The following is a 22,407-nucleotide window of genomic DNA, read 5'->3' as shown; positions in this document are numbered from 1 at the left end:
TGACTTCCAACTTCCTTTTGGGTCAGGTTATTTTTACTTAAGTTCCACGTGTCTTAAAAGACCAACTAGGGTAAAATGGAAGAAGAAGCTTGTTTTGTACGGAGGAAGATCGAATGTTTGATTTTAAAAAACGAATGATCATCTTTACTGCTGTCGTCTTACTTATTATTGGATGCAGTGACGATCCTGTAACGGAAGAAACAGAAGCACAGTCAGGTGAGCGAATCAACGTACGAATGCTTTATGACGATGAGGTTCGACCAAATGAAGAAACCACTCTTCGTGTGCAAGTGCAGCAAGCGGGCGAACAAGTAGATGATGCAGAAGAAGTCATTTTTGAAATCTGGCCTCACGGTAGGAGCTATGAGAGTGTTGAGCTAGAAGCCGAGCATGCGGGAGAAGGCATCTATGAGAGTGAACACACGTTTGATGAAGAAAACTTATTCTACGTCCAACCACGAGTATCGGCTAGAAACCGTCAATCCATGACCTTAAGCGAGCTCATCGTTGGAGACTTCTTGATTCGGTCAGAAAACATGGAATTAGAGGAAGGCGAAGGCGAAGGTGAACTGCCTGAAGATTTTATAGCCTTTTTCGGTGTAGATAGGGACCTCGTAGCAGGAGAGCCGTCCATATTAACCGTTCAAGCCAACTATGAAAAAGAACCGTGGACAGACGGGGAAGTCCTTATTGATATCAAAAAAGATGATGGATCACCGGAAACGTTTGAAACCGTCGAAAGTGAGCCAGGGGTCTACCAATTGGAACATATCTTTAACGATGGTGGAGCTTACGACATTGTGATCCACTTTCACGACGATGACCAAGAGCTAGATGCGCAAATAAAAGACAAGCTCGAGGTCTATGAAGACGAAGACGACTAAAAGGCACCTCCAAAAGCGGAGGTGCCTTCTTTTTACATGTCAGCTATTGAGCTCACAACTGAGCAAAGGGTCAGACCCCACGTTTAGTGCTTCACAAAAAAGGGGTGTTGGTAGGGTTGATCTTCTTGTATATACAAGTTATACTTTTACGGAGAATCCTCATAAAAAGCGGCGTTTGAATGCGGTTTCAAATGAGCGTGATTTGGGGAACATGTAAGAGACCGACTTGATGGAGGAGTGCATTGATTATGCCTAAAAATGAATGGTGGAGAAAGTCCGTCGTTTATCAGATTTATCCGAAGAGCTTCAACGATACAATGGGTAACGGTGTTGGCGACTTGGAAGGAATCATTGAAAAACTCGATTACTTAAAAGACCTTGGGGTAGACGTGATTTGGCTCACGCCGATCTACAAGTCACCTCAAAAAGATAACGGTTATGACATTGCCGATTATTTCAGCATCCACGAAGAGTACGGCACAATGGAAGACTTTGACCGCCTCTTAGCTGAAGCACATAAACGAGACCTGAAAATCATTATGGACATCGTGGTGAATCACACGTCTACAGAGCATGAGTGGTTCAAAGAGTCCGCAGAATCAAAGGACAACCAGTACCGCGACTTCTACATCTGGAAAGATCCAGTTGACGGCGGGGAGCCAACGAACTGGCAATCCAAGTTTGGAGGAAACGCTTGGAAATACGACGAAAAAACAGGGCAATACTACTTGCACTTATTTGACGTAACCCAAGCTGACTTGAATTGGGAGAACGAAGAAGTTCGTAAAAAAGTGTACGACATGATGTGTTATTGGTTTGACAAAGGCGTTGATGGGTTCCGTCTTGACGTTATTAATCTCATCTCAAAAGACCAGTCGTTTCCGAACGACGATGGCTCAGTAGCACCAGGAGACGGCCGCAAATTTTACACAGATGGCCCTCGCGTACATGAATACATGCAGGAAATGAACAAAGAAGTATTTTCTAAGTACGATGTTCTCACAGTAGGGGAGATGAGCTCCACAACGATCGACAACTGTATTAAATACACTCGTCCCGATCGCAACGAGCTATCCATGACATTCAACTTTCACCACTTGAAAGTGGATTATCCAAACGGAGAGAAGTGGACGGCGGCTGACTTCGATTTTATCCAGCTAAAGGAGATTCTTAGCGAGTGGCAAGAAGCTATGCACGAAGGTGGAGGATGGAACGCCTTGTTCTGGTGCAACCACGACCAGCCGCGTGTGGTCAGTCGATTCGGTGACGACGGGGAATACCACAATGAATCAGCGAAAATGCTTGCGACGACCGTTCACATGATGCAAGGAACGCCTTATATTTATCAAGGCGAGGAGTTTGGTATGACCAATCCGAAGTTTGACGACATCAACGAGTACCGTGATGTTGAGACCTTGAACATCTATGATATCAAGCGTCAAGAAGGAATGAGTGAGGATGAGCTCATGGCAGCAATCAAGCAAAAATCCCGTGACAATTCCCGTACACCGGTACAGTGGAACGACTCTGAAAACGCAGGCTTTACAACAGGTACACCATGGATCGCTGTCCCTGAAAACTACAAGCAAATCAACGCAGAAGTCGCGGTTGCTAATCCAAATAGCGTTTACCATCACTACCGCAAGCTGATCGAACTTCGCAAAACACATGACATTATCACTCACGGAAGCTACAAGCTCCTTCTTGAAAATGATGAGCAAATCTTTGCATATGTTCGTGAATACGAAGATGAGCTTCTACTTGTGGTGAACAACTTTTATGAAAAAGAAGCGACGTTTAACTCTCCGGTTGATACGGAAGGATACACATCCAACGTGCTTATTTCCAACTACGACGATGCAGAAAGAAATCCTGCCTCTGTCACACTCAGACCATACGAGTCTGTCGTTTATCATTTGAAAAAAGCATGATACACTTAAGGTAACTCCCAAAAAGTTCCGGTGCAGCAGCGTCTTCACCGGACTTTTTGCTAACTTGTTAAAGCGGTGATAACGATGCAAAACAAATTCATTAAAATCTATCATGATATTGCGGATAAAATCCGAGACGGACACTACGCCCCTCAAGACAAACTTCCTTCTGAACATGATCTGATGAGTCAGTTTGATACTTCACGAGAAACGATCCGTAAAGCCTTGAACATGCTTGCTCAAAACGGCTTCATTCAAAAGGTTCAAGGAAAAGGCTCTATCGTCCTTGATGCTCGCAAGTTTGACTTTCCGATCAGTGGTCTTGTGAGTTTCAAAGAGTTGGCAAAAAAAATGGGCGACAACCATCATACGTATGTAAAAAAAATAGACTTGATCAAGCCGGGCTCATTTATTCAAGAGCAACTTAAAGTAAGAGAGGATGCGAAGGTTTGGGAAGTGCATCGCGTTCGTGAAATTGACGGCGAGTGCGTCATACTCGACAAGGACTTCTTCAATAGAACCTACGTGGATTTTCTCACTGAAGAGATATGCCAAAATTCTATTTACGAATATATTGAAAGCGATCTCAAAATGACGATTAGCTTTGCCAAAAAAGAGATCACTGTCGTAGAACCAACCGAAGAAGACCGAAAGCTCCTCGATCTTGACGGCTTCTCCAACATCGTAGTTGTAAAAAACTACGTCTACTTCGACGACGCTAGCCTGTTTCAATACACCGAATCCCGTCACCGACCGGACAAGTTTCGGTTCGTGGACTTCGCAAGACGAACACACGGGTAACAGGGGAACGCTTCCTTTTCGTGGGGAGCGTTTTTCACTTTGCATAGTGGGTGAAGTAGTCATGGGAGGGCTAACTCCGCCAATTTGAAAATAAGTCAGCCAATTCATAAATAACTCCGCCAATTCATAAATAACTCCGCCAATTCATAAATAACTCCGCCAATTCGAAAATAAGTCAGCCAATCCCACAATTAACTCCGCTAAATCCGAAATAAGAGCTTCTTCCGAAAACCGAAACATCCGCCCACCACGCCCACTACCACCCATCCTCCGCTCGCAACCAACGACCTCCCTTCCCATAAAACAAAAAAACAGCCGACTACTCGGCTGCTTGAATCCTAAACCATTATCCTATTTTCTTACTTTTCAACGCTGCAACAATCGAGTGGCGGATGTCTTTGTCGTGTACTGTTTTGTTCAGCCAAGCTTTCGGAGTGGCTGAAGAATCTTGTTTTACTCGCTTGAATAAGATGCTCAGGACCATTTTAAGCACATTGGAGTAGTGAATATGATCAATCTTTTGTGCCAAGTGCAAGATATCTTCGATTAAAGCCGAGTCGTCAAGAGGCACACGCTCACATGTGTTTACGAGGAGTTGCCTGACGATTTTGGTTTCATTGTATTCGAGATAGTAATCAGCAATCTGAGCGAGAAGGTTAGGGTATTTTTCCATAATGAACCCTAGTTGAGGTACATACTGATCGTAGCGGTGGGAAACAAGAAACGGAAACGACTTGTTTGCGTTTGCTTGGTTAAGCGCCTCTACCAGTGCTTCGTTAATAAGTGAGTTTTCGGACTTTCCATCGGTCTTCTGTAAGGTGAGTAACCTTGAAGGCCATTGGTGTTTGATGTCTTCCAAATGCTCATCAACGAGGTATTTCATAATGTTTTCGTTTTTCATCTTCGCTTCGGACTTCGGTTTTAGGGCGTCACGAAGGTCGTCTTGGGTAACACGGTGTTGTTTTTTACGCTGTACAATCTCTTGGTAGGTTTCAACGGCGGTTGTGGATGCCTCGTTGGACTTTTTAGAGAGGTAAAAGGAGTCGAGAAACGCGCCATCATCAGATAAAACAGCGAAAATTACTGGAGTGTCTTGATCGAAGAGGAGTACGCTGGTTTTTTTCTTGCCAACATGCTCTTCGTAACGGACGACGTAATACTTTCCGTCTGGACCGTCCATAAATACTTTCTTTCCTAAATAACTCGGTGGCAGGTTTTTCATAAAGGCTCACCTTCCCTTTCTTTTTATCCGGACAGATGCCGGGGAGTAGCGGTGTAAAGGTGTTCCTGAACGCTGCGTTTTCAATTAATCTCTACGTATAATCAAGTATACAATCAATCCTGCAATCGGAAAGAAGAGTGTAGCAAGTAATACGAGCAAGCTGTATTCTTTGCTTTTTCCGTTCCTTATAGCGTCACGGTATGCCCAAATACTCGTCATGATGTTTAAAATGAAGAGGATGAGCAATCCGAGGATGGGAAGTAATAAAAAAGAGAAATCTCCTGTTTGAGACATGATAAAACAGCCTCCTATAAACGGCGTCTACCTCTATTGTACATCTAATTTGACTTAAAGGATAGGGAGGCATAAAAAAGAAGATGACTCGTGATGAATCATCTCCTTGTTTATTAAGACCAGTTATATAGTACAAAACACTTTTCACTTTGCCTTTTCATTGGTGACATGGCTCCACTTCGCTCAATTTAGAGCCTGTTACTCCCATATAATGGCAAGCATTTCGCTCAAGGCCTTTGTTCACTATTTATTCTTGGATTCGTTTCTTTGATCCGCTTGAGCTGCTCGTTCCATGGCTTCTTTATCCTCAGCATCAGCAAGCTCTTCAGAATACTCCACGATTTCATTGTCTTGGGATTGCCTTGCCATTTCTTCCATTTCTGCTTGTTGTTGCTTGTTTTTACGTTGATCTTGTTCCATGTTGTGTAGGCCTCCTGAATATTTTGGGTTATTTTGCGTTACGGTCACGGAGCGCTGCGCGATCAGCTGCTTTAAATTCACTTGTAAAAGACATTCGCTGTGCTTTGCTCATCGTACTGCGCTCTTCTTTTGCCTGGCGCTTTTTACTATCCATATGCAATCACCTCACGTTCACTTTTCGTTCCTAGTGTGAACGAGGGAAACCCAAAATATACACGTTTAAGATTAATTTTCCAGCTCTATTTGAGGAGGTCTTCCAGTGCAGGCTTTAGCTCTTTATATTCAAACGAATACTCATGGCGTTCGAGTTTTTCAGGAAGTACTTTTTGTCCTTCAAGAACCAACACACTCATATCCCCAAGTAACGTTTTTAAAGCGATACTCGGTGCAGGAAGCCAATACGGCCGGTTCAATACGTCAGCGAGGGTCTTACCGAAATCTTTCATTTGAACTGGAGTAGGGGCTGTCACATTAACAGGACCAGACACTTCTCTATTCTCAATGGCGAACACAATCGAGCCAACAACATCATCAATGTGTACCCAGCTCATCCACTGTTTTCCGGTTCCAAGTGGGCCTCCTGCAAACAGTTTGAAAGGCGTGAGCATCTTTTGCAATGCCCCTTCTTCCTCATCGAGTACAACACCAAAACGCATGTAAGCGACGCGGACGCTTTCCTTTTGGGCATGGCTTGCTTCTTCTTCCCAGCGCTTAACGACTTCGGCTAAAAAGTCATCGCCGCTTTCAATATGTTTTTCTGTAAAGGTTTCTGTAAATGACGTCCCGTAGTACCCGACTGCCGACGCATTAACAAGAACCTCAGGCTTTTGGTCAACTTTTTTAATCACATCCATAACGGAACGTGTCGCTTCGATTCGGCTGTCCATGATTTGCTTCTTTTTTTCATCGGTCCAACGACCGCTGTTCAAATTCTCACCAGCAAGATTGACAAACGCATCGGTGCCATCGAGCTCTTGTTCAGGATGAGTGCCGTCCTTTAACCATTCTACAAACGTCACACCGTTCTTTTCAGGCTTGTTGCTTTTATCTCTAGTCAAAATAAACACGGAATGGCCCTCACTCACAAGCCTGTCCGTAAGTGCTGTTCCGATAAACCCTGACCCACCTGCAATCGCTATTTTCATGGCTACGCATCCTCTCTGTAACATGTATAGTGTTATCATAATTCCTTCATTGATAGGTGTCTAAACATTTGTGTGGTACGATTAAGAGAAGGCACTGATTAGAACGTATATCCTTATTCAGTGGCCTCTACTAAAGAGGTGAGATCGTTGGCAGTTGTATCGAAAATCACATTACATAAAAAACGGAAAGACCGCTACCATATTTATCTTCAGCAAGATGGCAAAGAACAATACGCCTTCACCGTAAACGAAGACGTCCTCGTTAAGCACGGGATTCAAAAGGGACTCGAACTAACCGACGAGCAAATTGCCGCTGTTAAAAAAGACGAAGAAAAGAGTAAAGCATACAACCGCGCACTCTATTACTTGTCTTTTCGCATGCGTACGGTCAAAGAAATGAACGATTACTTGGCTGAACAAGAAATCACCGACGAAGAAAAAGACGAGATACTAGTCAAACTGATCGGCATGAACCTTCTAGACGACCAAAGCTTTGCCGAAGCTTACGTACGGACGAAAAAAAACACACAGAAAAAGGGGCCGATGAAAATTAAAATGGAGCTAAAAGAAAAGGGCGTCGCCGACACGCACATCGACAAAGCGCTAACCCAATACACCTATGCTGAGCAATACGACCAAGCTTACGAGCTGGCGGAAAAAAAGCAGCGAACGTACAAATCTGATTCGATCCAAAAGATCAAACAAAAACTCACTCAATTTTTGATTCAAAAAGGCTTCTCAGCAAGTCTTGCCTCCGAAGTATTAAAAGAAATAACCTTCACAGACGAACACGAAGAGGTCGAGCGGGAAGCGCTTCAAAAGCACGCTGAAAAAGCGGCACGAAAATACGCCAAATACGATGGCTGGGAACAAGAACGGCGCATTAAACAATACCTTTATGGTAAAGGGTTCCCATTTGAAAAAATCGGTCTATGGCTAGAAGAATGGAAGGCGAGGGAGGAAGACTAACCCTCGCTTTTTTTTTGCTTGGAGGGAAAGGGGAGACAGGAGAGAGATTCGTTAAAAAATAAGGATTTATTATAAGAGGGGAAAATTCATTACAAAAGGAAGAGGATCCATTAGAAGTACAAAAAATTTATTATAAGTTTATGCATGGTGAAGGATCTCCTTCTTAAAATAGCGAATCTTCTAATTAATACAGCTCATAGGCTGTTGAAAATGGTGTTTTGCGAGTAGTTTACCGGGTTAGTGGAGCGAATTCGCGGCTTGATCTTTAAGATTCAACGGTAGGAGAGGTGCATTAACGGCTTTGCTCATTCCATTAACGGGTGACCGAACGTAATTAACGGGTTAGCCCCTCAAACCGGGTTTCACCGTGAAGCAAACGTGAGCCATTAACCAATCCAATCTACAGAGTAGATATTTAACAAAACACCATTACATAAACCTTCACAAAACTTTCCAACTTTCGACAAAATATATTGTGAAATACTGAGCAAGCAAATGGTATAATGAATCTATACTACGTCATATCCCTTGAGGGAGAGGGTTACACATGTTGCAAACAATTGTTGCGTTAACACCTGTTTTAAGCGTTATGATTCTTTTGGTTGTTTTGAAAGTTTCAGCTGTAAAAGCGATGACGATCAGCCTTTTGGCTACGGCCTTTCTTGCATTTTTTTATTGGCAAGTCCCGATCAGAGTCATCGCTGCTTCAACTCTTGAAGGACTAATGATTGGATTATCCATCCTGTATATTGTGTTTGGTGCGATCCTTCTTTTGAATACGTTAAAAATGACCGGGGCCATTGATACGATTCGTAGAAGCTTTATGAAAATCAGTAAAGACAGACGTGTTCAATTGATCATTATTGCGTGGTTGTTCGGCGCCTTCATTGAAGGGGCGGCTGGATTCGGTACACCGGCTGCCATCGGAGCGCCACTCCTAGTCGTCCTTGGGTTCCCACCACTAGCAGCTGTAGCATTGGCCCTCATTGCGGACAGTAGTCCTGTTTCCTTTGGAGCTGTGGGGACACCAGTGGTAGTCGGAGTGGAACAAGGTCTATATGAAGGAGGCCAACTTGCTCCAGTAGTGGCCCCTTACGTTGAACAAGCGGGGGGAATGGATGCGTTTATTCAGCAAGTGTCCTCCTACGTGATGCAAGTGGATATTTTTACAGGGACCTTGATGCCACTTATTTTAGTTATGCTTATGACGCGCTTTTTTGGTGAAAATCGTTCGTGGAAAGAAGGGCTAAAAGCCTGGAAGTTCGCTCTCTTTGCAGGGCTTAGCTTTACCGTTCCCGCTCTTATCGTGGCAACCTTTCTGGGACCGGAGTTTCCGTCGATTTTCGGTGGACTTATCGGCCTTGCGATTGTTGTGCCGGCAGCGAAGAAAGGGTTTCTTGTGCCAAAAGAGACATGGGATTTTCCGGATCGTAAAGCGTGGCTTCCACACTGGGTGGGCACACTTCTTGCAGAAGGCGAGACTCGTAGAAAGCGCCCAAGCTTAATCAAAGCCTGGATTCCTTATCTTCTGGTTGGGGGCCTTCTCGTTCTTACTCGCCTGGATGCCCTGCCGTTTAAAGCATGGCTTCAAGACGTGACGATTACGTATTCAGATATATTAGGAACCGGGATTTCTGAGAGTTTACAGCCTTTTTATTTACCGGGGTTTGTGTTTATCGTAGTGGTTCTGGCTACGTACTTTTTGTACAACATGAAAATAAGCGAGCTTCAATCAGCAGCATCTCAGTCGGGCAGAGCCCTCATTGGAACAGCGATCACCCTGTTTACAGCTGTGCCGATGGTTCGGATTTTTATCAATTCGGGGACAAATGGTGCGGGGCTTGATAGTATGCCGATGGAGTTAGCGGCCACCGCATCGAGTGCGATCGGTGGAGAATGGCCATTGGTGGCACCGTTTATAGGAGCACTCGGGTCGTTTATTTCAGGCAGCGCCACGTTTAGTAATATGATGTTTTCCCTTTTTCAATTTAGTGTGGCTGATCAAATTCAATTGGACCCAGCCCGTATTGTTGCCCTGCAAATTTTAGGCTCAAACGCAGGAAATATGATTTGCGTATTAAATGTTGTAGCAGCTGCATCCGTAGCCGGTTTGGTTGGAAAAGAAGGGACCATTATTCGCATGACACTACTACCGATGCTTTATTATGCAGGGTTTGCGGGTATTATAGGGTATATCATTTTACTGATCGTCTGATTTGTTCTACTTTTGTATCTATTTGTATAAGAGGTGCACAAGTCTTTTCTTTTATACGTTAATCCCATATAATGATACGTAAACCGCTAGTAAAGGACGTTGTAAACATTGGAACGAAGATATAGTCAAATGACTGAAGTAGAATTGCGTAACGAAATTGCAATGTTGAAAGAAAAAGCACAAAAGGCGGAGCAAATGGGGATGGTGAATGAATACGCTGTTCATGAAAGAAAGATGGCAATGGCGAAAGCCTACCTCATGAACCCCGACGATTTCAAGCCTGGCGAAACCTATGCGTTTGTTAACGAAGCGAGCACGTTCAAGATCACGTATATGAACGGTGTGTTTGCTTGGGGTCACCGAGACGGTGGCAAAGAAGAAGAAGCCGTACCCATTTCGTTATTAGAGCAAAAGAACAAGTAAGCGTGTAACGTTACCTGTTGTATTGTCGACTCATGATCTGGAAAAAAAGAAGAGAAAGGCGAAAAGCCTCTCTCTTTCTGGTCCATTCATGAATGAGCCTAGCTCCGTTTTCTCGTTTGTACTTCGAGAATTTGGTTGTGTTGGCTTTGCTGTGACTCACCATTTACTTGATGAAAAGCGTGTTTAGGATTTGCACGAGGAGATTGAAACGGATCGCTGTACTTTAATCCAAACAATGGTCTCGTTGTTCCTTTGGCCACTACGGGCACCTCCCAATGAATGCTTAATTACTGTTGGTTGTTTGATGAATTCATACGAGCGTTAGGATGATCATTGATCTCACCGTTGGCTCGCTTTGATTGGTGTTCATCGTCAGTTCGGCGTTCTTTGGAAAACCGCATGCGGTTTGGGAAACCTTTTGCTTTATTTCTCAAGGAATGAACCTCCTTTTTTTGACGGGGCAAGGTTAGTTTATGGAGCAGCATTATCATTCATCCTTTGGAAAAAATGTAAAAGGAGGAATCGGATATTATGAACGATTATTTTGACCGTTTAACAAACCGATTATTGGAAAAAAATGATCAAATGACATCTGTTGAAGCACGCAGATGGGTTGAACTTTTGTGGGAAGACTTCGAATCGACGTACGCTAAAGCAGGTAGAAAATACAGAGGAAAAGAAATGACCGAAATGATCCTTCTTCAATGGATCAATCAATACGGTAGCCGCCTGCATGAAGTGATGCTTCAAAACCCTAAATTCAAGCAGCACTTTGAAGATCATGGGAATAGCACTGATTATCAAATCTTTCACTAAGAAGATGGCCTTTAACAGGTCATCTTTTTTTGGTTGGATGGGTGCGTGTAGGAGAGAGGGGGCGGTTTAAACAGGTTCGTGTCGACTTTAAACAGGTTAGCCCGCCTTTTAAACAGGTTACGCTGCGATTTAAACAGGTTAGCCTCATTCCCAGATTGCCCGCTACCCCGCGCCACTCCACCAACCAAAAAAACCGGCTCATCCCCTGAGCCGGCTTCGTCCTACGTTTGGGCTGCAACTTCAAGCTTTCGTTGCAGTGTATTGGTGTTATAAATCCAACCTGTATAGCTTGAGAGGATCGTGTGATCTTCGTCCATCTTTACAATGGCGATAAAAGGATAGTAGCCTTTTGAACGGTAGCGAAGATCGATAAATTTAACCGTATAGCCCCGCTTCTCCCGGTGGATTTCCCAACGATATGTGGGAGAGAAGGAGAGAAAAGCAGCGAGGTTTTTATCTTCCCTGGCCGCATTAATTATCGGATGATCTGGGATTGGCTCAAATGGATACGTCTCAAAATAATTAACGGTCCCATTTTTCATTTGGGCCACATACAGCTTTTTGGCTGTCCGAACAACGATGTGCCACTGACTCCATCGAAAGGTAGGAGATGTGAAGATGTGCGTCGCATCAGGGTGAAGAGACTTCAATTGTTGTCGTACTTTTTGCTGTTCCCTTACTCTCCATACATAATAAAGGGCAATGACGGCAAACATCGTTAAAAAGGTGAAACCAGGATCAAACCCGTAACGCCAAAACAAAAAGGCGACGATGTGAGCAGAAAAGATAAATGGATCGAAAATATTAATAATGCCAAGGGCTAGCCATTTCGGCTTGAATGGCGATAGTGCTTTTGTTCCGTAGGCATTAAATATGTCCACAAACACGTGTAAAAACACGGCTAGAAACGTCCACAGCCAAAGGTTGACAAGAGACACACCGGGGATCATTAGAGCAAGGGCAAAGGTAATGAGCGTTGGCCAGATGAACCAAAAAGGCACGGAATGGGTGACGCCCCGGTGGTGCCGGATATAGGAAGCATTGTTTTTGAATTTGAGCACGGTATCAAAATCGGGAGCTTGTGAGCCAACGATGGCCCCGACCATTACCGCCTGCATCATAGCGGGATTTTGTGAAACGACAGGGTCTAACGTAGCGAGCCCTCCTAATGCAATTCCCATAACGACGTGAGTTCCCGTATCCATTCGTGCACCTCCTTGATGAATCATTTACATTTTGCTGTTACACTAAACTATATAGAAAAGACCGTATGGGTAACGGTATTTTACGCATTTTTAATAAAATGAACACACACTTTTAATAGTCATACCCGAAAATGAAGCATTTAAAAAGGAGAATGGGTAATGAGTGAAAAGTTACAGATTTTTATGGAATATAAAGTGAAAGAAGACATGGTTACTGAGTACGAACAAGTCATGAAAGACATCTTGCCTGCTCTGTCCGAATATGGAGCAGAGGAGGTTGACTGGTACGAGGCAGCTGACCAAAAACACCTTTACGTAGAAATGTTCACGTTACCTACGATGAGCCACTATCATGCAATGAAAAAACGCCGCTGTACAAATGAACATCCTCTTTTTTCAAAGCTAGATTCCCTCGTTGAAGGCGGAGTTAAGAAAGTCCATTGCTGGGCTTTTGTGCAAAAGAAACAAGATTAGATACAAGGATAAAGGAGTCATCTTAGATGGACAACCAATTAGAAACATTTGATATACAAGGGTTTTGTAATGACCTGACACAATGGTACCAAGAAAATAAAAGGGACCTTCCTTGGCGAGAAGACCAAGATCCTTATAAAATTTGGGTCAGTGAGATTATGCTTCAACAAACCCGGGTTGATACGGTTATTCCGTATTTTAACCGATTCATTTCTCTTTTTCCAACCCCTAAAGCCCTAGCGGATGCAAAAGAAGAAACGGTGCTGAAAGCGTGGGAAGGTCTCGGCTATTATTCGAGGGCGAGGAACCTGCAAGCTGCGGTAAAAGAAGTGTCCGAATCTTATGGCGGGATTGTTCCAAATACGAAACAAGAAGTATTGAAGCTTAAAGGTGTTGGTCCATACACAGCTGGAGCGATTACAAGTATCGCCTACAATCGCCCGGAAGCGGCCGTGGATGGAAACGTCATGAGGGTCGTGTCGAGGCTCATGACGATTTACGATGACATTAGTAAAGTGACAACCCGTAAACGGTTTGAAAACATCATTGAAGACATGGTCATACATACAGAGCCATCTGATTTTAATCAAGGGTTGATGGAGCTAGGAGCGTTAATTTGTACGCCGAAATCTCCCTCGTGCTTGATTTGTCCCGTTCAGCAACACTGCAGTGCACGGGAAGAGGGCGTTCAAGATCTTCTACCGGTAAAAGCAAAAAAGAAGCCTCCTAAAACAAAAGCGATGAAAGCTGTTGTTTTACAAAACAGCTCAGGCCAGGTATTAATTGAGCGTCGTCCTGATACCGGGTTACTTGCCAAGCTGTGGCAGTTTCCAAACTGCGAAGACGATTCACCAAAGGGGGAAGAGCTTCAACGTTATTTAGCCGAACGAGAAGTAAGCGCTCCTAAAGCACTTGAGAATGTGCAACACGTAAGGCACGTCTTCTCCCATATCGTATGGGAAATTGATGTGTTTACAGGAGTGGTACCTGAAGAAGGGAAGCTTCCAGAAACGCTAAAGTGGGTAAACAAAGAAGAAGTGGACAAGTATCCGTTCCCAGTGTCCCATCAAAAAATCATCGACTATGTGATCAAGGGGGAAGTATAAATGGACTTAGGTTTAAACGGTAAAAACGTACTTGTAACAGGCGGTTCAAAAGGAATCGGGAAAGGGATTGCAGAGGCATTTGTAAACGAAGGGGCAAAGGTAGGGATTGTTGCCCGCTCTAAAGAGGATTTGGCTAATACCAAAGAGGGGCTCGGTGAAGGGGTAAGAACGTACTCTGCCGATTTAACTGATCAAGATGCCCGTGGCCGTGTTTTCCACCAATTTGTTGAAGATTTCGGGAGTGTGGATGTACTTGTGAACAATGTTGGTGGAAGTAGCGGTGGTAAAACGATGGAAACATCTCTCGATCAGTTCCGCGAAGCATTTGAATTGAACTACATGTCAGCGGTTCACTTCAGCCAACTGGCAGTAACGAACATGCGTGAAAATAAAGCAGGCGCGATCGTGAATATTTCTTCAATTTTCGGACGTGAATCAGGAGGAAAGCCTACCTACAACAGTGCCAAATCAGCGATGATCAGCTTTACAAAATCGTTAGCTGACGAAGTGATTAAAGATGGCATTCGCGTGAACGGTGTGGCTCCAGGGTCCATTTTGCATCCAACAGGCAACTGGCAAAAACGACTTGAAGCAGATCCTGAAAAAATCAATCAATTCGTTGAACAAGAAATCCCTGCTGGACGTTTTGGCCGGGTGGAGGAAGTGGCGGATGTGGCTATCTTTCTAGCTTCAGAACGTGCAAGCTGGGTTGTCGGGGCGACACTCAATGTAGACGGAGGCCAAAGCCGCTCGAACTTTTAACAAAAACGCCACAGAAGTGATGGACTTCTGTGGCGTCTTAACTATCCTAAGTCAGTGGGTTCGAACGTTTTACAGTCTGTTTCTTCTTGTTTGGAAGCATTTTTACCTCTGTGGCTAACCACAAAGATTTCAGAAGCACCGCAACGTTGCCCTTCCATATTGTGTACGCAGTTGTTCACTTCACATAAGATATTTTGTGCCATCTCTGTCACCCCCTCATTGTATAGGGTGGCTAAAAAAGAAAAAGCAATACTGGTGCATCTTTGGAATCGAAGAGGTTTAAATTTATTCGATACACGAAATATGATACGATGGACAAAAAGAGTTTGAGAGGAGTCATTATGATGATTGAATTTGATAGTCAGCATTATCCTTATCCCTCGCAACGAATGGTTACATACGCACAAAATGGAATGGTGGCAACGTCACAGCCCCTGGCAGCTCAAGCAGGTCTTGATATTATGAAAAAAGGAGGTAATGCCATTGATGCCGCCATTGCAACAGCAGCTTGCCTTACGGTTGTGGAACCGACCTCTAACGGAATTGGCGGAGATGCATTTGCCCTTGTTTGGACAAAAGGGGAACTTCACGGGTTGAATGCAAGTGGTCCCGCACCCGCTTCGATCTCCATTGACGAAGTAACGAAAAAAGGTCACAAAGAAATGCCCGCTTTCGGCTTAACACCGGTTACTGTTCCTGGGGCACCAGCATCCTGGGCTGAATTATCGGAAAAGTTCGGCAAATTACCTCTCATGGACGTCCTCGCCCCGGCAGTAAAATATGCACGTGAAGGATTCCCATTAAGCCCAACCCTTGCTTTTTACTGGGAAAAAGCAGAGCAAGCGTTCAGAGAAAAGCTTGACGGTGATGAGTACGCTCATTGGTTTACCACATTTGCCCCAGATGGACGTGCGCCTAGGGCTGGGGAGGTCTGGAAATCGGAAGAACACGCCCGAACGTTGGAATTGATCGGTGAAACGAACGCTGAAGCTTTTTATAAAGGTGAATTGGCTGATAAAATGGATCAATTCTCAAAAGCTCATGGAGGCTATTTACGAAAAGAAGATTTAGCGTCTTATCAGCCTGAATGGGTCAAACCAATCTCCGTTCATTACAAAGGGTATGACGTGTGGGAAATTCCACCGAATGGGCAAGGCATTATCGCATTGATGGCATTAAATATGCTAAAAGATGACGAGTTCTCAGGAAGAGACGACGAACACACCCTTCATCGCCAAATCGAAGCGATGAAACTGGCGTTTATGGATGGAAACAAATATGTGACGGAAGAGAGTCACATGAGTGTGGATACGAGTACCTTGCTTAGTGAGGAGTATGGACGTGCCCGTCGTGAAGTGATTGGTGAGCATGCCATGTATCCTTCAGCAGGTGAACCTCCAAAAGGAGGGACAGTCTATTTGGCTACAGCGGATGGGGAAGGGAACATGGTTTCCTTTATCCAAAGTAACTACATGGGCTTTGGATCAGGCGTTGTGGTCCCTGAAACAGGAATCGCCTTGCAAAATCGCGGGCATAACTTCAGCCTCGATCCTGAACATGAGAACGCCTTGAAGCCTAACAAACGAACCTTCCATACGATCATTCCTGGCTTTTTAACGAAAGGAAATGAAGCGGTTGGTCCGTTTGGAGTGATGGGCGGTTTTATGCAGCCACAAGGTCACATGCAAGTCATTATGAACACGGTCGACTTCTGTCTCAATCCTCAAGCGGCACTCGACGCGCCGAGGTGGCAGTGGATGAAAGACAAAACGGTCATGTTTGAACAAAGTTTCGGAGCACCAGTTGCTCGGGAATTGACAAAACGAGGACATGACATTCAAGTGGCCCATATGAGTGGCGGCTTTGGACGTGGACAAATTATTTGGCGCGATCCGAAAACAGGCGTCCTCGCAGGTGGAACGGAATCGAGAACAGACGGTGCGATTAGCGCCTACTAAAGTGAGGGAACAAGGTTGACGCAACGAGATTTATTTTTAGCCTTTTTTAGAGTGGGGATGCTTGGCTACGGAGGTGGCCCCGCATCCATTCCTCTCATTCATAAAGAAGTGGTAGACAAGTATAAATGGATGAATAGTGACGAGTTTGCCGATGTTCTGGCGATTGGTAACACGTTGCCGGGACCGATTGCTACAAAGATGGCTGGCTATATCGGATACCGAGTAGCCGGTTTAGGTGGGATGATGAATGCTCTCTTGGCATCAATTGTACCGACAATCGTATTGATGATCGTTTTGTTGGTTTCACTGGCTTCCTTTAGGGAGTATCCGTGGGTTCAAGGGATGACAAATGGCGTCATACCCGTTGTGGGCGTCATGCTAGCTGTGTTGACGTGGCAGTTTTTTACGAAATCAAAAGAAGGTCTTGGAACGTGGTATAGTCTCGCTTTAGTGGTGTTAAGTGTGCTGCTGATCAGCTTGCTCGGTCTTCACCCAGCCTTTATCATTGCAGGTCTTTTGTTGTTTGTGTTCCTTAAGAGAGGGGGCAAACAAGCATGATTTATTGGGAGATTTTCTTAGCTTTCTTCATTCCGGGTATTGTTGGTTATGGTGGTGGTCCGGCTACGATTCCCCTGATTGAGTACGAGGTCGTTCATCGGTATAACTGGATGGGCGTGGAAGAATTCGGTGAAGTGTTGGCACTAGGTAATGCTTTGCCCGGACCCATTGCCACAAAGATGGCCGGTTACATCGGGTTTGTTGAAGGGGGCATTCTTGGGGCCGCAGTAGGTGTGTTTGCAACTGTTGCTCCGTCGTTGATCTTGATGATCGCCCTTTTAGGTATCCTTTATAAATTTAAGGACTCACCGAAAGTGAAGCTCCTATCAATGATCGTGAGGCCAACCATCGCCGTACTCCTTGGGATCATGGCGTACCGCTTTTTTGCCACATCGTATTTTGATAATGGAATTGTTCAGACAGGCTTGTTGATTGTAGTGAGCTTTTTGTTGTTGGAAAAATGGAAGGTTCATCCGGCCTATGTGATTTTAGGTTCCCTTGTTTATGGAGCAGTGTTTTTGGCTCCTTAGTGAGTAGGGTGAATGGGGTGGGGAGTGCTAACTGGAGCAAATCCTGGATAAGTGGCTCAAAGATGTAATAAGTGGCTCAAAAATATAATAAGTGGGGCAAACACAAGATAAGTGCCTCAAACCTAAAATAAGTAGATCTTTCAGGATTCGAAAGAAAATTTGATGTTGTAACTACGTAAAACAAAATCGTTAGAGTCTCTTCTTGATGCACAAAAAAGGCGGCCCGCTGAGGCCGCTTTTTGTTATGGAACCAATACGATATTTCCGTCGTGAATTCTGTCTTCAAGGGCTTGGTGAGCTGTTTTAGCTTGATCGAATGTGTACGTTTTTGCCAAATGAGGTTTCACCGTTTTTTTCTCAAGTAAAGAAGCAATGTCTCTTCCGGCTTTAATTAACTCGATTGGCGGTGCGGTAAAAAGAAGAACGCCCATTAATGATGCGTGCTTTTGATTAAGCTCTCGCCATGGAAGTTCAGGCGTGTTGTTTTCAGGAGAACCGATTGTAACGATTCTTCCTCCTACTTTAATCATGGCTAAGTCGTTTTTGATGTTTTCACTGAGACTCATATCCAAGATCACATCAATGCCTTTGTCTCCAGTCAAGTCTTCAATCTTTGAAACAATGTCTTCTTCTGTATAAATGATTACATCGTCCGCTCCTGCTTCACGGCAAATGTCCGCTTTTTCGTTGGAGCTTGCGGTAGCATAGACGGTTGCGCCTTTTTGCTTGGCCAGTTGGATGGCAGCGTGACCGACAGCTCCTGCACCTCCATAAACAAGGACCGTTTCGTGGGGGCGAAGATTGGCGCGGTAGTAAAGAGATAAGTGGGCGGTCATAAACGCCATCGCTACAGCTGCACCTTCTGCTTCAGTAAGGTGCTCCGGAAGTTTGAAGGCTTTATCGGCAGGAACGGAGGCATATTCTTTCGCCGTACCTCCCATGACACTAGTAGCCCAAACACGATCGCCAGGATAAAGATGATTAACACCTGCCCCAACTTCAACAATTGTCCCGGCTAGATCAAAGTGAGGGACAGCGGGAAAAGCGGGTACCTCTCGGACGCCTTTTCTAAAGTATGTATCGACCGGATTGAGTCCGCTAGCTCCGACTTTTACGAGAACATCATTTTCCCCAATCTCCGGTTGATCCATCTCGATCACCGTTAGTACATCAGGTGCTCCATATTCGTGATATGCGACTGCTTTCATGCTCTCACTCTCCTTTAAACATAACGTTACTTTCATTTTATCTAAGCTTTGTACAATCGTCACGTCCTACGTGAGTGGTTCCCCTTTTTTTATATAAAAAAACCGGGGAACGACGATTCCCGGTTTGATGGTATTCAGATTCCATTTTAAATGTGGACCCAATAACTTCAACTGGGGGTCTTACATATGACCTTAATCATAATGAACACGGCTGCCGCTCGTCCAATCGGCTTCTTTTTCCATGCCTCCACGACTCATGATTTCTTTAACGATTTCACGGTGAATGGTAACCCCTTCAGCGTTTAGGTAAGGTGCGATCTGTTGAAGGTTGTGATGAAAAAACGCTAATTCTTTGTCTGTCCAATCCGTCTTTCCCATCATGGATAACTCTGTCATATCGCGGCCTACATACATACTAAAAAAGCCCCCTTATTTTAATCTTGTATTGCTTTTGCCCCCATATCTTAGTGTTTCTAGTCCCTGACGTCCATATGCGATATAATGAAGTGTAAATTTGGACAAAAGCTCTTTGTAAGTCAATAGGAGGAAATAATCAATGAATCAAAAAAAAGTCGCCCTCATTACCGGTAGTAGCCGTGGAATCGGCAAACGCATTGCCATTAAATTAGCAAATCAGGGATACAACATTGTAATCAATTACGCTAGAAGTCGAAAAAAAGCAGAGGAAACGGCAGATGAGCTCCGAGAGCTTGGCGCTGATGTGTTAACAGTAAGAGCAAACATTGCTAAACAAGATAAAGTAGTGGAAATGTTTGAAGCGATCGATGAATACTTTGGTCGACTGGATATATTGGTCAATAACGCAGCGTCCGGCGTGTTGCGTCCTGTAATGGAACTGGAAGAATCCCACTGGGACTGGACAATGAACATCAATAACAAAGGAATGCTATTTTGCTCACAAGAAGCCGCTCGTCGTATGGAAAAGCAAGGCGGAGGAGCAATTGTGAGCTTAAGCTCTCTCGGCGCAGAAAGGTATTTGAAGAACTATACGACTGTCGGAGTATCAAAAGCAGCCGTGGAAGCTTTGACTCGCTATTTGGCTGTAGAGCTCGCTCCTAAGGGGATTCGAGTGAACGCCGTGTCCGGGGGAGCCGTCGATACAGATGCTCTTACGCACTTTCCAAATCGTGACGAGCTTTTAGAAGATGCAAAAAACAGAACACCGGCCGGTCGCATTGTTGAACCGGACGATCTCGCAGATGCTGCCGTCTTTTTACTTGGTGACCAAGCAAAAATGATTTGTGGACAAACAATCATCGTCGACGGAGGCATTTCATTACTCACATAAACAGCTTTTATTCATGTAAAAACATCTAAAGATTTTTTATCAAAAGGGCTTTTTTTTTGAGGATAAAAACAACCCCACGGGACAAGATAATGTACGTGGAGGTGATACTCATGCGTAAGCAAAACCAACAACAGCAGCAAGCACAACAGCAAGCTGCAAAAACGAACGCTCAAAAAGTACAACAGCAAAACGCTCAGAACCAACACAACCAAGAGTTCGCGAGCGAAACTGATGCTCAACACGTACGCCAGCAGAACCAAGCTTCTGCTCAGCGTAAAGGTCAAGCATCTGCACAACAACAGCAACAACAGCAACAAGGACGTCAGCAACAGTAACCCTGTTTGCTAACACATCCTGGCGCGCTGTTTCCTCTTTTAGGAAACAGCGCGTTTTTTTGTGAATAACCAAGGTGCGTACCAAAGCAAAGAGAACCAGCGTGCGAGTTCACTCGCATAAGCTGGTTCTCTTTGCTTTGGTAGTTACGCGCAAGCGGGGGCTTGCTTGCCGTAGAGCGGTGGAGGAGTGTCATTCTCGGAAATGTAGAAAAAATAACTTTTTGTGTAGAATTAATTCCAAAAGGTGGAGAAAAAATAACCCTTTCCGTAGAAAAAATCCACGCCTCCATCGAATGATCTCCATTCACTGTAGATATCCGAAAAAAACCCTAATAAAAAACTTCCACTTCCAATCCTCCTACACCATCCCGACAAACCTTTTGTTTTAAATTAACTGAATGAATAGTATAATAAGAAAAATAGAGGAAAGATAAGGCAAATTGTGAGACCAACCCAGTGAGGAGGAGTCTTATGTGGTTCAAAAGGAAAAAAGGTGGCAACAATCGTAAAGAGAAGCAAAACGTGACCGTGCGCACCATCACCATTGACGAACTACAAAGCGCCATTAACGCATATGCAAACGAAAATCCAGACATTTCATTGCGTACCCTCGTAAAGGACAACCATGAAGTGGACACAGATCTTCTTGTATCCCAACTAAATGGTAGACCTGATCGTCCTTTTTATATGTCAAAAGAAACCTTCGAACTTTTTGAAGACCCTGACTATCCGAAGTGGATTGACCGATGCCAATTAGCATGTGATCAGTACGTATTGGAAACAGACGAAGAACCGATCACACCGGGAGATTCCACAAGAAAAGTCAACTACTTGAAAGTTCAACACTACTTGAAGGAAAAGCCACCTTTTCAGCTCTATTTACATCCTCAAGATCGGATGGTCACTCACAAAGCGCCCGAAAAATAAGGAATTGTGCTTGAATATTAAGAGAAGAGAGTTTGTCCTGTTTTAATGTTCACCACTGAAGAAAGGAGTAGAACATTGAGTTTTCCCATGACCGGCAGCAACATCGAGGTCCACAGCTATAAACATAATGGGCATATTCATCGAATCTGGGAAGAGACCATTGTTCTAAAAGGGACATCCCACGAAATTATCGGCGGTAACGATCGAATTATGGTAAAAGAATCGGACGGACGTCAATGGCGTACACGAGAACCGGCTATATGTTATTTCACCGCACATCATTGGTTTAATTGCATAGGAATGATTCGCAACGACGGGATCTATTATTACTGTAATTTAGGGACCCCTTTTACGTATGATGAAGAAGCATTAAAGTATATCGATTACGATTTGGATATTAAAGTGTATCCGGATATGACCTACAAACTGTTGGACGAAGATGAATACGCGTTGCACAGCCAACGCATGAATTACCCAAAAGAAGTAGATGCCATATTACGCAGAAGCGTGGATGAGTTGGTCCAATGGATCAGCCAACGAAAAGGACCGTTCGAGCCAGGGTTTATCGAATATTGGTACGAGCGTTTCCTGCAGCATCGCTAACCAAATAAAAACAAAGATGCCGGCTCATGTTTAGCCGGTGTTTCTTTTTCTGATTGAATATACCAATAATCAGTAAATTTTATTTTTGTGAAGTGCTGTGTCATTCTGTTATGCGTAGCTGAACACTAGTAGCGACACTCCTGCGGCAGATGGAGCCTGGAGAGACCCCGCAAGGGCTTTCGAAGGCATTGAAAAAGTTAAAAATCGAACTTTTTCAGTGCCTTCAGGGCTTTGCCCGAGGAGGCTCGCCGGCACCGCCGCGGAAAGGGAGCGGATGGTGTGAAGCGGAGCCTTCTGCAATACTCATTTTTT

General features: G+C 44.3%; 28 protein-coding genes. 17 read left to right on the top strand and 11 right to left on the bottom strand.

All coding sequences use genetic code 11. The features are described 5' to 3' along the window. Positions 1-113: 113 nt before the first annotated feature. The 3 genes from G476_RS0115365 to treR all read left to right on the top strand — a co-directional run bounded on the left by G476_RS0115365 (position 114) and on the right by treR (position 3,616). Positions 114-884, top strand: a complete 771-nt coding sequence (locus tag G476_RS0115365; RefSeq protein WP_026690875.1) for a FixH family protein — start codon at positions 114-116, stop codon at positions 882-884. A 248-nt stretch (positions 885-1,132) separates the two neighbouring features. Beyond that, positions 1,133-2,815 (top strand): alpha,alpha-phosphotrehalase, encoded by a 1,683-nt coding sequence (treC, locus tag G476_RS0115360; RefSeq protein ID WP_026690874.1) that lies wholly within the window; start codon positions 1,133-1,135, stop codon positions 2,813-2,815. 84 nt (positions 2,816-2,899) lie between these two features. After that, positions 2,900-3,616, top strand: a complete 717-nt coding sequence (treR, locus tag G476_RS0115355) for a trehalose operon repressor (protein WP_026690873.1) — start codon at positions 2,900-2,902, stop codon at positions 3,614-3,616. A gap of 346 nt (positions 3,617-3,962) precedes the next feature. On the opposite strand, the gene G476_RS0115350 is transcribed toward treR, so the two are convergent. From G476_RS0115350 to G476_RS0115330, 5 genes are all read right to left on the bottom strand, one after another. After that, positions 3,963-4,838, bottom strand: a complete 876-nt coding sequence (locus G476_RS0115350) for a hypothetical protein (RefSeq protein ID WP_026690872.1) — start codon at positions 4,836-4,838, stop codon at positions 3,963-3,965. A gap of 84 nt (positions 4,839-4,922) precedes the next feature. Then, entirely contained in the window at positions 4,923-5,132 is a 210-nt protein-coding gene (locus G476_RS0115345) for a PLD nuclease N-terminal domain-containing protein (protein WP_026690871.1), read from the bottom strand. 243 nt (positions 5,133-5,375) lie between these two features. Then, a complete protein-coding gene (locus tag G476_RS23335; RefSeq protein WP_084405795.1) occupies positions 5,376-5,552 on the bottom strand; it encodes a YfhD family protein in 177 nt (58 codons plus the stop codon). A gap of 28 nt (positions 5,553-5,580) precedes the next feature. Then, positions 5,581-5,706, bottom strand: a complete 126-nt coding sequence (locus tag G476_RS23640) for a YfhE family protein (RefSeq protein WP_156906604.1) — start codon at positions 5,704-5,706, stop codon at positions 5,581-5,583. A gap of 85 nt (positions 5,707-5,791) precedes the next feature. Further along, the gene (locus tag G476_RS0115330) at positions 5,792-6,697 is read right to left on the bottom strand and encodes a TIGR01777 family oxidoreductase (RefSeq protein ID WP_026690870.1); all 906 of its coding nucleotides are present in this window, start codon (positions 6,695-6,697) and stop codon (positions 5,792-5,794) included. 147 nt (positions 6,698-6,844) lie between these two features. Between G476_RS0115330 and recX the strand changes: the two genes are divergently transcribed. From recX to G476_RS0115315, 3 genes are all read left to right on the top strand, one after another. Continuing rightward, positions 6,845-7,666, top strand: a complete 822-nt coding sequence (recX, locus tag G476_RS0115325; RefSeq protein WP_026690869.1) for a recombination regulator RecX — start codon at positions 6,845-6,847, stop codon at positions 7,664-7,666. 547 nt (positions 7,667-8,213) lie between these two features. Next, the gene (locus tag G476_RS22180; RefSeq protein ID WP_084405793.1) at positions 8,214-9,881 is read left to right on the top strand and encodes an L-lactate permease; all 1,668 of its coding nucleotides are present in this window, start codon (positions 8,214-8,216) and stop codon (positions 9,879-9,881) included. A gap of 108 nt (positions 9,882-9,989) precedes the next feature. After that, complete coding sequence (locus G476_RS0115315; protein ID WP_026690868.1) at positions 9,990-10,304, top strand: YfhH family protein; 315 nt, start codon at positions 9,990-9,992, stop codon at positions 10,302-10,304. Positions 10,305-10,402: 98 nt separating this feature from the next. Here the strand turns inward: G476_RS0115315 and G476_RS23330 are convergent, their stop codons facing one another. Next, entirely contained in the window at positions 10,403-10,564 is a 162-nt protein-coding gene (locus tag G476_RS23330) for a YpzG family protein (RefSeq protein ID WP_084405792.1), read from the bottom strand. Positions 10,565-10,591: 27 nt separating this feature from the next. Beyond that, positions 10,592-10,738 (bottom strand): small acid-soluble spore protein K, encoded by a 147-nt coding sequence (gene sspK, locus G476_RS23950; protein WP_156906603.1) that lies wholly within the window; start codon positions 10,736-10,738, stop codon positions 10,592-10,594. Positions 10,739-10,835: 97 nt separating this feature from the next. On the opposite strand from sspK, the gene G476_RS0115300 reads away from it, so the two are divergent. Then, entirely contained in the window at positions 10,836-11,120 is a 285-nt protein-coding gene (locus G476_RS0115300; protein ID WP_026690867.1) for a YfhJ family protein, read from the top strand. 221 nt (positions 11,121-11,341) lie between these two features. On the opposite strand, the gene G476_RS0115295 is transcribed toward G476_RS0115300, so the two are convergent. Further along, positions 11,342-12,325, bottom strand: coding sequence for a metal-dependent hydrolase (locus G476_RS0115295; RefSeq protein ID WP_026690866.1), 984 nt, complete (start codon positions 12,323-12,325; stop codon positions 11,342-11,344). A 159-nt stretch (positions 12,326-12,484) separates the two neighbouring features. Between G476_RS0115295 and G476_RS0115290 the strand changes: the two genes are divergently transcribed. From G476_RS0115290 to G476_RS0115280, 3 genes are read left to right on the top strand one after another with little or no spacing between them, the layout of a single operon-like run. Then, positions 12,485-12,799 (top strand): MFS transporter, encoded by a 315-nt coding sequence (locus G476_RS0115290; protein WP_026690865.1) that lies wholly within the window; start codon positions 12,485-12,487, stop codon positions 12,797-12,799. 26 nt (positions 12,800-12,825) lie between these two features. Next, complete coding sequence (gene mutY, locus G476_RS0115285; RefSeq protein ID WP_026690864.1) at positions 12,826-13,905, top strand: A/G-specific adenine glycosylase; 1,080 nt, start codon at positions 12,826-12,828, stop codon at positions 13,903-13,905. Beyond that, a complete protein-coding gene (locus G476_RS0115280) occupies positions 13,906-14,667 on the top strand; it encodes an SDR family NAD(P)-dependent oxidoreductase (protein WP_026690863.1) in 762 nt (253 codons plus the stop codon). It abuts the gene before it with no gap. 41 nt (positions 14,668-14,708) lie between these two features. Here the strand turns inward: G476_RS0115280 and G476_RS23320 are convergent, their stop codons facing one another. Continuing rightward, positions 14,709-14,870, bottom strand: coding sequence for a DUF1540 domain-containing protein (locus G476_RS23320; RefSeq protein ID WP_084405790.1), 162 nt, complete (start codon positions 14,868-14,870; stop codon positions 14,709-14,711). Between the two features lie 141 nt (positions 14,871-15,011). Between G476_RS23320 and G476_RS0115270 the strand changes: the two genes are divergently transcribed. From G476_RS0115270 to G476_RS0115260, 3 genes are read left to right on the top strand one after another with little or no spacing between them, the layout of a single operon-like run. Beyond that, positions 15,012-16,625 (top strand): gamma-glutamyltransferase family protein, encoded by a 1,614-nt coding sequence (locus G476_RS0115270; RefSeq protein ID WP_026690862.1) that lies wholly within the window; start codon positions 15,012-15,014, stop codon positions 16,623-16,625. Positions 16,626-16,640: 15 nt separating this feature from the next. Continuing rightward, positions 16,641-17,183, top strand: a complete 543-nt coding sequence (locus G476_RS0115265) for a chromate transporter (protein ID WP_026690861.1) — start codon at positions 16,641-16,643, stop codon at positions 17,181-17,183. Further along, on the top strand, positions 17,180-17,713 hold the full coding sequence (locus tag G476_RS0115260) for a chromate transporter (protein ID WP_026690860.1): 534 nt from the start codon (positions 17,180-17,182) through the stop codon (positions 17,711-17,713). The genes G476_RS0115265 and G476_RS0115260 overlap by 4 nt, the downstream gene beginning before the upstream one ends. 242 nt (positions 17,714-17,955) lie before the next feature. Here the strand turns inward: G476_RS0115260 and G476_RS0115255 are convergent, their stop codons facing one another. Both G476_RS0115255 and G476_RS0115250 read right to left on the bottom strand, forming a co-directional pair. Continuing rightward, positions 17,956-18,921 carry an NADPH:quinone reductase gene (locus tag G476_RS0115255; protein ID WP_026690859.1) on the bottom strand — a complete coding sequence of 322 codons (966 nt, stop codon included), beginning with the start codon at positions 18,919-18,921 and terminating at the stop codon, positions 17,956-17,958. A gap of 192 nt (positions 18,922-19,113) precedes the next feature. Next, positions 19,114-19,335, bottom strand: a complete 222-nt coding sequence (locus G476_RS0115250) for a hypothetical protein (protein WP_026690858.1) — start codon at positions 19,333-19,335, stop codon at positions 19,114-19,116. A 142-nt stretch (positions 19,336-19,477) separates the two neighbouring features. On the opposite strand from G476_RS0115250, the gene fabL reads away from it, so the two are divergent. The 4 genes from fabL to ntdP all read left to right on the top strand — a co-directional run bounded on the left by fabL (position 19,478) and on the right by ntdP (position 22,095). Beyond that, positions 19,478-20,230: an enoyl-[acyl-carrier-protein] reductase FabL gene (gene fabL / locus G476_RS0115245; protein ID WP_026690857.1), complete on the top strand. Its 753-nt coding sequence runs from the start codon at positions 19,478-19,480 to the stop codon at positions 20,228-20,230. Positions 20,231-20,319: 89 nt separating this feature from the next. Beyond that, the gene (locus G476_RS0115240; protein WP_026690856.1) at positions 20,320-20,565 is read left to right on the top strand and encodes a gamma-type small acid-soluble spore protein; all 246 of its coding nucleotides are present in this window, start codon (positions 20,320-20,322) and stop codon (positions 20,563-20,565) included. 471 nt (positions 20,566-21,036) lie between these two features. Continuing rightward, positions 21,037-21,492, top strand: coding sequence for a DUF3939 domain-containing protein (locus G476_RS0115230; RefSeq protein WP_026690854.1), 456 nt, complete (start codon positions 21,037-21,039; stop codon positions 21,490-21,492). A gap of 75 nt (positions 21,493-21,567) precedes the next feature. Continuing rightward, on the top strand, positions 21,568-22,095 hold the full coding sequence (gene ntdP / locus G476_RS0115225; RefSeq protein ID WP_026690853.1) for a nucleoside tri-diphosphate phosphatase: 528 nt from the start codon (positions 21,568-21,570) through the stop codon (positions 22,093-22,095). Positions 22,096-22,407 lie beyond the last annotated feature (312 nt).

Source organism: Alteribacter aurantiacus DSM 18675, from assembly GCF_000429705.1.
Classification (GTDB): Bacteria; Bacillota; Bacilli; order Bacillales; family Salisediminibacteriaceae; genus Alteribacter; species Alteribacter aurantiacus.
Note: the sequence above shows the minus strand (reverse complement) of the source record. Positions and strands in the feature narration are given on the sequence as shown.